A 12,565-nucleotide genomic window follows, 5' to 3' on the forward strand; every position below is an offset into this window, starting at 1 on the left:
CCGCCTCAGGCATCGGTGTCTGACACGGGCCCGACCTCGAGCGACATGTCGAGACCCAGGTCGATGGCCCGCGCGCTGTGGGTCAGTGCGCCGACGGAGATGACGTCGACACCGGTCTCCGCGATCGCCGCGACCGTCTCGAGGCTCACCCCGCCGCTCGCCTCCACGACCGCCCGACCAGCGATGAGGGCGACACCCTCGCGGAGCTCGGCAAGCGAGAAGTTGTCGAGCATGATCGTGTCCACGCCCGCGTCGAGCACCGCCGGGATCTGGTCGAGCCGATCGACCTCCACCTCGACGTGCGTCGTGTGGCCCAGCCTCGCGCGCGCCGCGAGGAGCGCATCCGTGACCCCGAGACCGGACTGCTGGAGCAGCACCGCCAGGTGGTTGTCCTTCGCCATGACCGCATCGGACAGCGAGAAGCGGTGGTTCCGGCCGCCCCCGCTCGCGACGGCGTGCCGCTCGAAGGCCCTGAGCCCTGGCGTCGTCTTGCGGGTGTCCGTGATGCGAGCCGAGGTGTGGGCGACGGCCTCGACGTAGTTCCGAGTGAGGCTCGCGATGCCGCTCATCCGCTGCGTGAAGTTCAACGCGACCCGCTCGGCCGTCAGCACCGACCCGGCGGGGCCCGTCACGGTCGCCAGCACATCCCCGGCCGCGAACGCCTCGCCATCCTCGGCGTGCAGATCGACGAGGACCTCGGCATCCGTCAGCCGGAACGCCGCCGCGAACACGTCGATGCCCGAGAGCACCCCCGCCTCGCGGGCGACGAGCGTCGCGCTCGCGGTCGCCTCGACGGGGATGAGCGCGTGCACCGTGATGTCACCCCACGGGGCGTCTTCGGCGAGCGCCGCGCCCACGGCGGTCGCGATGTGGGCAGGAGTCAGCATCAGTGCGCCATCGCCTTCTGTCGGAGGGGGAGCGAGCGGGGGAGCGCGCGCGGCGACGCGGGCTGGGGTGCCGCCCCCGCCGCCGGAGGCTCGTCGGATCGGAAGTGCGCGCCCACCGTCTCGGTGCGGGCAAGAGCCGCGGCCACCGTGAGGCGGGCGAGGAGGAGCAGGTTCGTGTCCTCGCGGTCGGAGACGGAGGAGGAAGCCCCCTCTGTTGGCCGTGCTTCGGCCCACGCGTCGAGCGTGCGCTTGGCGTCTTCGAGCGCCGGACCGCTGCGGTGCAGGCCCGCGTGCGCCCACATGAGCTCCTGCAGCGCCCCGCGCGAGAAGGCAGGCGCGTCGTCGCGCGACGTCGCCTGTCCAACATGAGTGCGATTCTGGCGAGAATGCGGTTGAACCGGCCCTGCTGGCGCAGATTCGCACTGAAGTTGGTCAGCGGCGGCGGCAACGGGGGCGGGAGCCGGGGCGAGGAATCGCGCTGCGGCGTCGTGGTCGATCGCCTCCGCGACGCGGCGCCCGAACACGGCACCCTCGAGGAGCGAGTTCGACGCGAGCCGGTTGGCGCCGTGCACGCCGGTGCGGGCGGTCTCCCCGGCGGCGAACAGTCCGGGGATGCTCGTGCGCCCGGAGAGGTCGGTCACGACCCCGCCCATGAGGTAGTGGGCGGCCGGCGTCACGGGCACGGTCTCGCGCGACCAGTCGAGCCCGCTCTCGTCGATGTGCGCGGTGATGCTGGGGAACCGGCGTTCGAGGAACTCCCGCCCGAGGTGCCTCGCATCGAGGCGGACGGGGCGGCCGTCCTGCCTCGCCATCTCGTCGGCGATGCCCCGCGCCACGATGTCGCGCGGCGCGAGCTCCGCGTCGGGATGCACGCCGAGGAGGAACCGCTCGCCCGCCTCGTTCAGCAGCACGGCTCCCTCCCCGCGCACGGCTTCCGAGATGAGCGCGCCGCCGGAACCGGCGAGCACCGTCGGATGGAACTGCACGAACTCCAGGTCGGCGAGCTGCGCGCCGGCCCTGGCTGCGGCGGCGATGCCGTCGCCGGTCGCGACGGCGGGGTTGCTCGTGTGGGCGAAGAGCTGGCCGGTGCCGCCCGTCGCGAGGACGACGGCGTCGGCACAGTGGAACCGGGGCGTCGACGCCTCGGGGCTGAGCAGCCACGCGCCGACGGCACGCTCGCCGCGCACCGCGACGTCGGCGAGGAACGTGTGCTCGAGCAGCCGGAGCTCGCCCTTCGCGGCCGCCGATCGGACTGCTGCGCTGAGCGCGCGCTGGATCTCGCGCCCCGTGGCATCCCCGAACGCGTGCAGGATGCGGGCGTGCGAGTGCGCGGCCTCCAGGCCCCGGCTGAGCGCGCCGACGGGTTCCCGGTCGAAGCGGGTGCCGAGCGCGATCAGCTCGAGGATGCGCGCCTCCGCGGAACGGCAGAGCTCCTCGATGGCGCGCCGGTCGCCGAGGCCGGCACCGGCCGTGACGGTGTCGCGGACGTGCGACTCGACGCTGTCGTCGGCGTCGCCGCCAAGCCCGGTGCCGGCGCCGAGCACCGCCGCGATGCCGCCCTGGGCGTGGGACGTGGCGGTGTCATCGAGTGTCGACTTCGTGACGACGCTCACGTCGTGGCCTTCTGCGCAGGCGGAGAGGGCGGCGGTCAGGCCGGCGATGCCGCTCCCGATGACGAGGACCCGCAGGGGCCCGGCCTCCCGGGCCATGTCAGGACGCCATCGTGGTGTCTGGCCTTGCCGCGAGCATCCGCTCGACGGCGACCCTGGCGGGCTCGGCGATGTGGGCGGGCACGCTGATCTGGTTGCGCACCTCGCCCGCGACGAGCCCCTCGAGCACCCAGGCGATGTAGCTGGGGTGGATGCGGTACATCGTCGAGCAGGGGCACACGACGGGGTCCAGGCAGAAGATGGTGTGCTGGGGGTACTCGGCGGCGAGGCGCTGCACGAGGTTGATCTCGGTGCCGATCGCGAACACCGACCCGGCCGGGGCGGCCGCGATGGCCTTCGTGATGTAGTCGGTGGAGCCGTACTCGTCGGCGGCGTCGACGATCGCCATGGGGCACTCGGGGTGCACGATGACGCGCACCTCGGGGTACTCGGCGCGGGCCTTCTCGATCTGCGCGACGGTGAAGCGCTTGTGGACGGAGCAGAAGCCGTTCCAGAGGATCACCTTGGCGGCGTCGAGCGACTCCGGGGTCTGCCCGCCGAGGGGGCGGCGCGAGTTCCAGAGCGGCATCTCCGTGGTGGGCACGCCCATGGCCTTCGCGGTGTTGCGGCCGAGGTGCTGGTCGGGGAAGAAGAGCACCCGCTGGCCGCGCTCGAAGGCCCACGTGAGCACCGTCTCGGCGTTGGAAGAGGTGCAGACGATGCCGCCGTTGCGGCCGCAGAACGCCTTGAGCTCGGCGGACGAGTTCATGTAGGTGACGGGGATGACGGGCACGCGGCCGCTGGCGTCCGGCTCCGTGCCGTAGAGCTCCGTGAGCTGCTCCCAGCACTCTTCGACCGAGTCGCTGTCGGCCATGTCGGCCATGGAGCATCCGGCCGCGAGGTTCGGGAGGATGACGGCCTGCTCCGGTGCCGACACGATGTCGGCGGTCTCCGCCATGAAGTGCACGCCGCAGAACACGATGGCTTCTGCCTCCGGCTTGGCCTTGGCGGCGTTCGCGAGCTGGAAGGAGTCGCCGATGAAGTCGGCGTACTGCACGACCTCGTCTCGCTGGTAGAAGTGGCCGAGGGTCACGACTCGGTCGCCGAGCGTGGCCTTGGCGGCGAGGATGCGGTCGTGGATCTCCTCGTCACTCGCGGTCCGGTACTCCTCCGGCAGGAGCTCCTGCCTGGGTGCCGCGGGCGGAAGCCGGTCGGCCATTGACGCCCCAGGCCCGTAGGACGGCACTTGCAGGTCGAACACCCATGGGGACTTCACGAGCTCCGGCGAGCAGCTCTCGCCCGCCTGCTTGCCGTTCTGGATGCGCGTGATCGTGGTGTGCACTGAGGCGGTCGTGGTCATGGCTTGCGTCTTTCTGGGGGAGGTACCGGTAGAGCTTCGGGGGTCGGTGCCGGGTGCCGGCGAGGGTCTCTCCGGTCTCGGTGAGGGACTTCGAGGCGAGCATGTCGCGGCGGAAGTTGGCGGCGTCGAGCGGCCTGCCGAGCACGGCCTCGTAGACCTCCCGCAGCTGGGCGAGGGTGAACGATTCGCCGAGGAAGCTGTGCGCGATCGAGCTGTACTCGACCTTGTTCCTGAGTCGCCAGAGGGCGTAGTCGATGATGCGCCGGTGGTCGAAGGCGAGGGGCGGGAGGTCGTCGACGGGGTGCCAGCGCACGTTGTCTCCGAGGCGGGCGGTGCTGGCCTCCTCGCCTCCCACGAGCGCCCAGTAGACGACCGAGACGACGCGCGGGTCGTTGCCGAAGACGCGGTCGGCGTCGCCGAAGGCGTAGAGCTGCTCGAGGTACTTCGGCGCGAGGCGCATCGTCTCGAAGAGGGTGCGCGAGGCGGCGGCGCCGAGGTCTTCGTCGCCGAGCGGTCCGCCTGGGAGGGCGAGGAGGTCGATGAACGGCTGGCGCTGACGGCGCACGAGCGGCACCCAGATCGTGGGCGCTGGCGCCCGGTGCGACGAGGGCGGGGATGGGCGCAGCGCGAAGATCACCGTGGAGACGGCGAGGGTCGCGTTGGTGGCGGTCATCCGCTGCTCTCTTCTCTGCTGGTGGTGTCGCCGCTGCGGCGGGTACTTAAGGTCACTTCGACTCTAAGTGGAGTGTACGCCACGTTCGGCGCTCGGCGCGCCTAGGCTGTGGCGGTGAGTGAACAGCAGCAGTTCGGCAGCGAAGACGACGCCCCGCACGGGGTCGGCCCCTGGCCCGGCGGTCGCGAGGACTGGCCAGAGGGGCCCTGGTTCGATGCGGAGCTGCTCGAGCACGGCGACCGCAGGAACGTGATCGACCGCTATCGGTACTGGTCGATGGATGCGATCGTCGCCGACCTCGACACGAAGCGTCACGCGTTCCACGTCGCGATCGAGAACTGGCAGCACGACATGAACATCGGCTCGATCGTGCGCAGCGCGAACGCGTTCGCCGCCGACACGGTGCATATCGTCGGCAAGCGCCGCTGGAACAAGCGGGGTGCCATGGTCACCGATCGGTACCAGCACGTCGTGCATCACGAGACGGTCGAGGCGTTCATCGCCTGGGCGAGAAGCGAGGGCATGCCCGTGCTCGCCATCGACAACGTGCCCGGCTGCGTGCCCATCGAGACCTACGAGCTGCCGGAGCGGTGCGTGCTGCTGTTCGGGCAGGAGGGGCCAGGGGTGTCGACGGAGGCCGTCGAGGTGTCGGATGCTGTGCTGGAGATCTCGCAGTTCGGCTCGACTCGCTCGATCAACGCGTCAGCGGCGGCGGCCGTCGCGATGCACACGTGGGTGCTGCAGCACGTCGAGTTCGCCTAGGGGGCGGTGCTTGTCTCGTCCTTCGCGAGCGCGGCGGCTCCGGCAAGGATCAGGTCGAGGCCTGCCGTGAAGCGCTCGGTGGGATCCTGTGGCTCGAGTGGGTCCTGGGCGTGGGCCTGGAGGGCGCCGACCTCCGCGGCGTGGGTCTGCTGCTGTTCGTGGAAGGCCTGCCCGATCGTGTAGTGCACGACCGCCTCGGCGCACGTGCGACCGCCCGCGCCATCGAGGGCGAAGTCGCTGCGGGCCGCGCCGGAGGTCATCCGCACCAGATCGACGGTCAGCAGGCCGAGGGCGAACGAGCTCGAGACGAGCTCGGCGCCGTCCCTGCGGGAGCGGAGCGCGGTGTGAAGCTGCAGCGCGAGGGTGCGGGTCTGCTGTGTTCTGGGCTTGGTCCCTGCGCCCGGGAGGAGCCAGGTCTCGGCGGTGAGGGGGCGCAGGATGCGGTCGCTCACGGCCGCCAGGAGCGACTGCTTGTTGGGGAAGTGCCAGTAGAGCGCGCTCGGCTGTACCTCGAGGTAGTCGCTGATGCGCCGCATCGAGAGGTTCGGCAGGCCGTGCTCGTCCAGCACCTCGAGCGCTGTGGTGACGATCTCGGTGCGGCTGAGCTTCTCGTGGCTGCTCGCAGGTGTGCGTGCGGCGTCACGCGAGGCGCCTTCGGCTGGACCACGGGGTGTCATGGCGCTAATCTACTGAACACCGTTCACTGAACACCGTTCAGGAGATTCGAGAGAAAGGTCCAACTCCCTATGAGCACCGAATCGATCGACGCCGCCAGGCGTCCCGCCAATGGCGCCGTGCCCCGCGTTCTCGCCGATCTCGTGGCGGGGGCCGGTTCACGCACCGGAGTTCAGCTCCTCAACGTCGCGCTCGTGCTCGGCGGCACGCTGTTCCTCATCGCGGCCGGCTTCATCGTCATCCCGCTGCCGTTCACGCCCGTGCCCGTCTCGCTCGCGACCTTCGCCGTGCTGCTGACCGGCGCATCCCTCGGGCCCGCTCGGGCCGCGGCGAGCGCCGGCCTGTACCTCGCGCTCGGAGCTCTCGGCGCGCCCATCTTCGCCGACGGGGCCTCCGGTGTGCTGTTCCCGTCGTTCGGCTACATCATCGGCTACGTGCTGGCCGCGGTCGCCGTCGGTGCGCTCGCCCGTCGCCGCGCCGACCGCCACGTCGCGTCCACAGTGGGCGCCACGGTGCTCGGCACGCTCCTCGTCTACGCGGCCGGCGTGCCGTGGCTCGCGGTCTCGCTCGGCGTCGACCTCGGCACCGCCCTCGCGCTCGGGGTCGTGCCCTTCCTCATCGGCGACGCCATCAAGATCGCGGCTGTCAGCGCGCTCCTGCCGTCGACGTGGAAGCTGCTCAGGCGGTAGCGGCAGCCGCGGCCCAGGACGGGTCGCCGGGGAGCCGCCCCATCGGGTCTCGCTGCGACGCGGGCACGGTGGGGTCGGGCTGCGCGACGGAGCGACGAAGCGCCTCGTCGATGGACAGCGGGCGCTCGGCGTCCTCCGGGAGGAGCTCGGCGATCCACGTGTCGTCGTCGGCGACCATGTCCTCGCGCAGGCTCTCCATGAGCGATGTCACGGTCGAGGACGGCACGTCGGTGATCAGGGTGGCGAGCCTCGCGACCAGGGGCTCCGGCAGCCCAGGCAGGATGACCTGCGGTCGGCGCTTCTCGACGGTGTCGGCGTAGCGGTCGATGAGTCTCGGGTAGGGGAGCCGCTCGCCGCCGCCGACGGAGTAGGCGCGCGTCGAGACGTCGGCGGTCAGCGCGCCGCTCACGGCCCTGGCGAGGTCGACCACCGCGATGGGCTCGACGTCGCTCTGCATCCACGCAGGCACCACGGTCACGGGCAGCCGCGCGGCGAGCTGCGACATGAGCTCGAAGCTCGTGGAGCTCGCGCCGAGGACCATGGCGGCTCGCAGGGTGACGACCACCGCGTGCGCCTCGTGGAGCTCGCGCTCGACCTCGAGGCGCGAAGTGAGGTGCTCCGAGAGCTCCTCCTCCGCAACGGGCGGGATGATGCCGGAGACGTACACGATGCGTCGGACCCCGGAGCGGTCGGCGGCCGCGCGAACGAGCCGCGCCGCCTCGAGATCCGCCTCGCGGAAGTCGTCGCTCGCCATGCCGTGCACGAGGTAGAGGATGGCGTCGACGTCGGCCGTCACCGCTGCCGCGACGGAAGATTCATCGAGCACGTCGAGCTCGACCCGGCGCACCCGCTCGGCCCACCAGAACGCGTCGAGGTCGCCCGGCTTGCGGGCGCCGGCCGTGACCTCCATGCCCGCGTCGAGCAGGACCGGTATCACTCGGCTGCCGATGTATCCCGTCGCGCCCATCACCAGTACGTTCATCGGTCGAAGCCCTGCCTCCTCGGCACCGCGTCGGGTGCCGACCCTCATCATGGCGGTGCAAGCTGCGAGGCGGCATCGGCGTTCTGTAAGGAAGGGCATCCACCTCGTATGGGTTCCGTTAGGACGACCCTCCTGGCGCTCTGAGAGGAGTTGTATCGAGCACTGCGCCTCACGGCGTGCAGCCCAGCCGCCTCGGCTCGGCCGCTGACCTCCGAACGGAGCCCAAGTGCTTGACGTCGTCTTCGTCGCGGGCGTGCTCGCCCTCTTCGCCACCATCGGCCTGCTCGGCAAGGCGATGGAGAAGCTGTGATCGTCTTCGACATCGTCGCGGTCGCTCTCGGCATCGCCGCCATCGTCTACCTCGTCGTGGCACTCCTGAAACCGGAGCGCTTCTGATGGACGGATCTCCTGTGCTCATGGCATCCCTCGCGTTCCTGACTCTCGCGCTCCTCCTCGCGGCACTCCACCGCCCCCTCGGCGACTACCTCGCCTGGGTCTACACCTCAGAGAAGGACTGGCGTCTCGAGCGGGCCGCGTACCGGCTCGTGGGTGTCGACCCCGCCTCCCCGCAGACCTGGCAGTCGTACCTCCGCGGAGTGCTCATCTTCTCCGCGGTCGGCGTGCTCCTCGTCTACCTGCTGCAGCGCACCCAGCAGTGGCTGCCGTACTCGCTTGGGCTGCCGGCGCCGTCCGAGCCCCTCTCCTTCAACACGGCAGTCTCGTTCGTCACGAACACGAACTGGCAGTCGTACTCGCCGGAGCTCACGCTCGGCTACACCGTCCAGCTGTCGGCGCTCACCGTGCAGAACTTCGTCTCCGCCGCGGTCGGCCTGGCCGTCGCGATCGCCCTCGTGCGCGGTCTCGCCGCCACGCGCAGCGGCACGCTCGGCAACTTCTGGGTCGACCTCGTGCGGGGCACCGTCCGAGTCCTGCTGCCCATGTCGACGATCGCCGCGCTCGCGCTGCTCGCGGGCGGCGTCATCCAGAACTTCAACGGGTTCACCGACGTCGCGACGCTCGCCGGGGCGACGCAGTCCATCCCGGGCGGCCCCGTCGCGTCCCAGGAGGCGATCAAGCTCGTCGGCACGAACGGCGGCGGCTTCTTCAACGCGAACTCGGCGCATCCGTTCGAGAACCCGAGCGCGGTGACGAACCTGCTGCAGATCGTCCTCATGCTCGCGATCCCGTTCTCGCTGCCTCGGACGTTCGGGCGGATGGTCGGCGACCGCCGCCAGGGGCTCGCCGTGCTCGCCGTCATGGCCACGCTCTTCACCGTGTCGTTCGCCGTGCTCACCGCCGTCGAGAGCGCGGGCTTCGGTGCCGCGCCCGAGGCCGCGGGGGGAGCGATGGAGGGCAAGGAGCAGCGCTTCGGCATCATCGGCTCGACGCTCTTCGCCACCACGAGCACTGGCACGTCGACCGGTGCCGTCAACTCCATGCACGACTCCTACACGGCCTTCGGCGGCCTCCTCCCGATGCTGAACATGATGCTCGGCGAGATCGCGCCAGGCGGCGTCGGCTCCGGCCTGTACGCCATGCTCGTGCTGGCGATCATCGCGGTGTTCATCGCCGGCCTCCTCATCGGGCGCACCCCGGAGTACCTCGGCAAGCGGATCGGGCCGCGAGAGATCAAGCTCGCGAGCCTCTACATCCTGGTCACGCCCGTCCTCGTGCTCACGGGAGTCGCCCTGAGCTTCGCCATCCCGGGCATCCGCGAGGACGTGCAGTCGACGTCCATCTGGAACCCGGGCGTGCACGGCCTCTCCGAGGTGCTCTACGCCTTCACCTCCGCCGCCAACAACAACGGATCGGCGTTCGCCGGCCTGACCGCGAACACGCCATGGCTCAACACGGCCCTCGGCATCGTCATGCTGCTCGGCCGCTTCGTGCCCATCGTGTTCGTGCTGGCGCTCGCCGGCTCGCTCGCCGCGCAGGACAAGGTGCCGGCCACCGTCGGCACCCTGCCGACGCACCGCCCGCAGTTCATCGGGCTGCTCACCGGCGTGAGCGTCCTCATCACGGCCCTCACCTACTTCCCAGTGCTCGCGCTGGGCCCCCTCGCAGAAGGACTCTCCTGACCATGCAGAGCATCCCCATCATGGCGTCGCTGCCCGGCGCGTTCCGCAAGCTCGACCCTCGAGCGCAATGGCGCAACCCGGTCATGTTCATCGTGTGGGTCGGAGCGGCGTTCACGACGGCGCTCGCCATCGCCGAGCCCTTCCTGGGCGGTCCGGCCGACTCCGGCGGCACGCAGATCCCCGCCTCGTTCACCATCGCCATCGCCGTCTGGCTGTGGCTGACGGTGCTGTTCGCGAACCTCGCCGAGTCGGTCGCCGAGGGGCGGGGCAAGGCGCAAGCCGAGACCCTCCGGCAGACCAGGACCAGCACCGCGGCTCACCGGGTGGGCGGCTACGACCCAGCCGGCGACCCGGGGGCGGAGCGCGGGAGTACCGTCGAGGTCTCCTCGGCCGACCTCACCCTCGGCGACGTCGTCGTCGTCTCCGCGGGGGAGCTGATCCCGGGCGACGGCGACATCATCTGGGGGATCGCCTCCGTGGATGAGTCGGCCATCACGGGCGAGTCAGCCCCCGTCATCCGCGAGTCCGGCGGCGACCGCAGCGCCGTGACCGGGGGCACCCGCGTGCTCTCCGACCGCATCGTGGTTCGCATCACCTCGAAGCCGGGCGAGACGTTCGTCGACCGGATGATCGCCCTCGTCGAGGGAGCCTCGCGGCAGAAGACGCCCAACGAGATCGCGCTCTCCATCCTCCTCGCGTCCCTCTCGATCGTGTTCGTGGTCGTCGCGCTGACGCTCAACCCGATCGCCTCGTACGCGGCGAAGCCCGTCAGCATCACGGTCCTCATCGCCCTGCTCGTGTGCCTCATCCCGACGACCATCGGAGCGCTGCTGTCGGCGATCGGCATCGCGGGCATGGACCGGCTCGTGCAGCGCAACGTGCTCGCGATGTCCGGGCGGGCCGTCGAAGCCGCCGGCGACGTGACGACCCTGCTGCTCGACAAGACCGGCACCATCACCTACGGCAACCGGCGCGCGTCCGAGTTCGTGCGGATGCCCGCCACGGGCGAGCAGGAACTGGTCCGCGCCGCTGCCCTGTCCTCGCTCGCCGACCCGACCCCCGAGGGGGTCTCCATCGTCGAGCTCGCCCGCCAGGAGGGCGTCGATCTCGCCGCCCAACCGGGTGCGGCGCAGGGCGAGGTCGTCGCGTTCACAGCGCAGACCCGTATGTCGGGACTCGACCTGCCTGACGGCGCGCGCATCCGCAAGGGCGCCGGGTCCGCGGTGACCGCCTGGCTCGCCGACGAGGGCGCGCCACTCGAGGCCTCACGGCTCGAGGAGCTCCAGGACGCCACGAACCGCATCTCGCAGAGCGGAGGCACGCCGCTCGTCGTCGCCGTGATGGATGCGCCCGGCCCCGGCGCGGTTAGAGGCACCGGCGCGGCCGCCGGGCGCGTGCTCGGCGTCGTCCACCTCAAGGACATCGTCAAGGAGGGCCTCAGCGAGCGCTTCGCGGAGCTGCGGTCGATGGGCATCCGCACCGTCATGGTGACGGGCGACAACCCGCTCACGGCGGCCGCCATCGCCAAGGAGGCCGGGGTCGACGACTTCCTCGCCGAGGCGACGCCGGAGCAGAAGCTCGCCTACATCCGCCGCGAGCAGGACGGCGGCAACCTCGTCGCGATGACGGGGGACGGCACGAACGATGCGCCGGCGCTCGCGCAGGCCGATGTGGGCGTCGCGATGAACACGGGCACGTCGGCGGCGAAGGAGGCTGGCAACATGGTCGACCTCGACTCCGACCCGACGAAGCTCATCGACGTGGTGCGCATCGGCAAGCAGCTGCTCATCACGCGCGGCGCGCTCACCACGTTCTCCATCTCGAACGACATCGCCAAGTACTTCGCGATCATCCCGGCCATGTTCATGGGCGTGTACCCCGGTCTCGGGGTCCTCAACATCATGGGTCTCCACTCGCCTGCTTCGGCCGTGCTCTCCGCCATCGTCTTCAACGCCATCGTGATCGTGGCGCTCGTGCCGCTCGCGCTCCGGGGCGTGAAGTACCGGCCAGCGAACGCCGCGAGCACGCTCGGCCGGAACCTGCTCGTGTACGGGGCTGGCGGCATCGTCGCACCCTTCGTCGGGATCTGGCTCATCGACCTCGTCGTGCGCCTCATCCCCGGCTTCTGACCCCGCCACCACCGCCCCGACTGATCTGACAGGACTCCACCTTGAACTCCTCAACTCGCGCCACGGCGCGCACCACCTGGGTCGCCGTGCGGGCGATGCTCCTCTTCACGCTCGTGCTCGGCGTCGGCTACACCCTGGTCATCACGGGCATCGGGCAGCTCGCGTTCGGAGCCCAGGCGAACGGCTCCCAGCTGCACGACGATGACGGCACGAGCATCGGGTCCAGCCTCATCGGGCAGTCCTTCACGGACGCCGAAGGCAATCCGCTTCCCGAGTTCTTCCAGTCGCGCCCATCGGCCGCGGGCGACGGCTACGACTCGGGCGCCTCCTCCGGCTCGAACCTGGGGCCCGAGAACCCGGAGCTCGTCGCAGCCATCGACGAGCGGCGCCGCGAAGTCGCGGAGCTCAACGGCGTCTCGCTCGCGGAGGTGCCCGCGGACGCCGTCACGGCGTCCGCATCCGGCCTCGATCCGCACATCAGCCCCGAGTACGCCGCCCTGCAGGTGGCACGCGTCGCCGAGGCTCGCGGGCTCGCGGAGGCGGACGTCCGTACTCTGGTCGCAGCGCATACGACCAGCCCCTTCCTCGGCTTCCTCGGGGAGGAGAGCGTCAACGTGCTCGAACTCAACCAGGCCCTGGTCGAGCTGCAGGCCACGACCATGGATACGAAGGAGCGCTGAG

At 70.7% G+C, this 12,565-nt stretch carries 11 protein-coding genes and 1 pseudogene; 6 read left to right on the forward strand and 6 right to left on the reverse strand.

All coding sequences use genetic code 11. The annotated features are described in order from the left end of the window. Nucleotides 1–5: 5 nt before the first annotated feature. From nadC to C5E07_RS00550, 4 genes and pseudogenes are all read right to left on the reverse strand, one after another. Nucleotides 6–887 (reverse strand): carboxylating nicotinate-nucleotide diphosphorylase, encoded by an 882-nt coding sequence (gene nadC / locus C5E07_RS00535; RefSeq protein WP_104298017.1) that lies wholly within the window; start codon nucleotides 885–887, stop codon nucleotides 6–8. Next, nucleotides 887–2,596, reverse strand: a complete 1,710-nt coding sequence (gene nadB, locus C5E07_RS00540) for an L-aspartate oxidase (protein WP_104298018.1) — start codon at nucleotides 2,594–2,596, stop codon at nucleotides 887–889. Before nadB ends, nadC begins: the two co-directional genes overlap by 1 nt. Nucleotide 2,597: 1 nt before the next feature. Next, nucleotides 2,598–3,896: a quinolinate synthase NadA gene (nadA, locus tag C5E07_RS00545; protein ID WP_104298019.1), complete on the reverse strand. Its 1,299-nt coding sequence runs from the start codon at nucleotides 3,894–3,896 to the stop codon at nucleotides 2,598–2,600. A 22-nt stretch (nucleotides 3,897–3,918) separates the two neighbouring features. After that, a pseudogene (locus C5E07_RS00550) lies at nucleotides 3,919–4,569 on the reverse strand (NUDIX domain-containing protein); the annotation flags it as partial. Nucleotides 4,570–4,683: 114 nt separating this feature from the next. On the opposite strand from C5E07_RS00550, the gene C5E07_RS00555 reads away from it, so the two are divergent. Further along, nucleotides 4,684–5,331 (forward strand): TrmH family RNA methyltransferase, encoded by a 648-nt coding sequence (locus C5E07_RS00555; protein WP_104298255.1) that lies wholly within the window; start codon nucleotides 4,684–4,686, stop codon nucleotides 5,329–5,331. On the opposite strand, the gene C5E07_RS00560 is transcribed toward C5E07_RS00555, so the two are convergent. Further along, a complete protein-coding gene (locus C5E07_RS00560) occupies nucleotides 5,328–6,008 on the reverse strand; it encodes a TetR/AcrR family transcriptional regulator (protein ID WP_104298020.1) in 681 nt (226 codons plus the stop codon). The genes C5E07_RS00555 and C5E07_RS00560 overlap by 4 nt on opposite strands. Nucleotides 6,009–6,077: 69 nt before the next feature. Here C5E07_RS00560 and C5E07_RS00565 point away from each other — a divergent pair, with 69 nt between their 5' ends. Then, nucleotides 6,078–6,695, forward strand: a complete 618-nt coding sequence (locus tag C5E07_RS00565; RefSeq protein WP_104240044.1) for a biotin transporter BioY — start codon at nucleotides 6,078–6,080, stop codon at nucleotides 6,693–6,695. Here the strand turns inward: C5E07_RS00565 and C5E07_RS00570 are convergent. Continuing rightward, entirely contained in the window at nucleotides 6,685–7,677 is a 993-nt protein-coding gene (locus C5E07_RS00570; protein ID WP_104298021.1) for an NAD(P)H-binding protein, read from the reverse strand. The two genes, C5E07_RS00565 and C5E07_RS00570, sit on opposite strands and share 11 nt — an antisense overlap. Nucleotides 7,678–7,983: 306 nt before the next feature. On the opposite strand from C5E07_RS00570, the gene kdpF reads away from it, so the two are divergent. From kdpF to kdpC, 4 genes are read left to right on the forward strand one after another with little or no spacing between them, the layout of a single operon-like run. Then, nucleotides 7,984–8,073: a K(+)-transporting ATPase subunit F gene (gene kdpF / locus C5E07_RS00575; RefSeq protein WP_104240046.1), complete on the forward strand. Its 90-nt coding sequence runs from the start codon at nucleotides 7,984–7,986 to the stop codon at nucleotides 8,071–8,073. A gap of 20 nt (nucleotides 8,074–8,093) precedes the next feature. Continuing rightward, on the forward strand, nucleotides 8,094–9,755 hold the full coding sequence (gene kdpA / locus C5E07_RS00580; RefSeq protein WP_258063747.1) for a potassium-transporting ATPase subunit KdpA: 1,662 nt from the start codon (nucleotides 8,094–8,096) through the stop codon (nucleotides 9,753–9,755). A gap of 2 nt (nucleotides 9,756–9,757) precedes the next feature. Beyond that, nucleotides 9,758–11,884, forward strand: a complete 2,127-nt coding sequence (gene kdpB / locus C5E07_RS00585; RefSeq protein ID WP_104298023.1) for a potassium-transporting ATPase subunit KdpB — start codon at nucleotides 9,758–9,760, stop codon at nucleotides 11,882–11,884. A gap of 41 nt (nucleotides 11,885–11,925) precedes the next feature. Beyond that, the gene (kdpC, locus tag C5E07_RS00590; protein WP_104298024.1) at nucleotides 11,926–12,564 is read left to right on the forward strand and encodes a potassium-transporting ATPase subunit KdpC; all 639 of its coding nucleotides are present in this window, start codon (nucleotides 11,926–11,928) and stop codon (nucleotides 12,562–12,564) included. Nucleotide 12,565: the final 1 nt, after the last annotated feature.

It is taken from the genome of Pseudoclavibacter sp. RFBJ3, assembly GCF_002931375.1.
Taxonomy (GTDB): Bacteria; Actinomycetota; Actinomycetes; order Actinomycetales; family Microbacteriaceae; genus Pseudoclavibacter.

What these genes read in the sequence shown, in the direction of transcription:
- C5E07_RS00560 (WP_104298020.1), bottom strand. Translation starts at nt 6,008, where the DNA reads ATGACACCCCGTGGTCCAGCCGAAGGCGCCTCGCGTGACGCCGCACGC.
- nadB (WP_104298018.1), bottom strand. Translation starts at nt 2,596, where the DNA reads ATGGCCCGGGAGGCCGGGCCCCTGCGGGTCCTCGTCATCGGGAGCGGC.
- kdpA (WP_258063747.1), top strand. Translation starts at nt 8,094, where the DNA reads ATGGCATCCCTCGCGTTCCTGACTCTCGCGCTCCTCCTCGCGGCACTC.
- nadA (WP_104298019.1), bottom strand. Translation starts at nt 3,896, where the DNA reads ATGACCACGACCGCCTCAGTGCACACCACGATCACGCGCATCCAGAAC.
- nadC (WP_104298017.1), bottom strand. Translation starts at nt 887, where the DNA reads ATGCTGACTCCTGCCCACATCGCGACCGCCGTGGGCGCGGCGCTCGCC.
- C5E07_RS00565 (WP_104240044.1), top strand. Translation starts at nt 6,078, where the DNA reads ATGAGCACCGAATCGATCGACGCCGCCAGGCGTCCCGCCAATGGCGCC.
- C5E07_RS00570 (WP_104298021.1), bottom strand. Translation starts at nt 7,677, where the DNA reads ATGAACGTACTGGTGATGGGCGCGACGGGATACATCGGCAGCCGAGTG.
- kdpB (WP_104298023.1), top strand. Translation starts at nt 9,758, where the DNA reads ATGCAGAGCATCCCCATCATGGCGTCGCTGCCCGGCGCGTTCCGCAAG.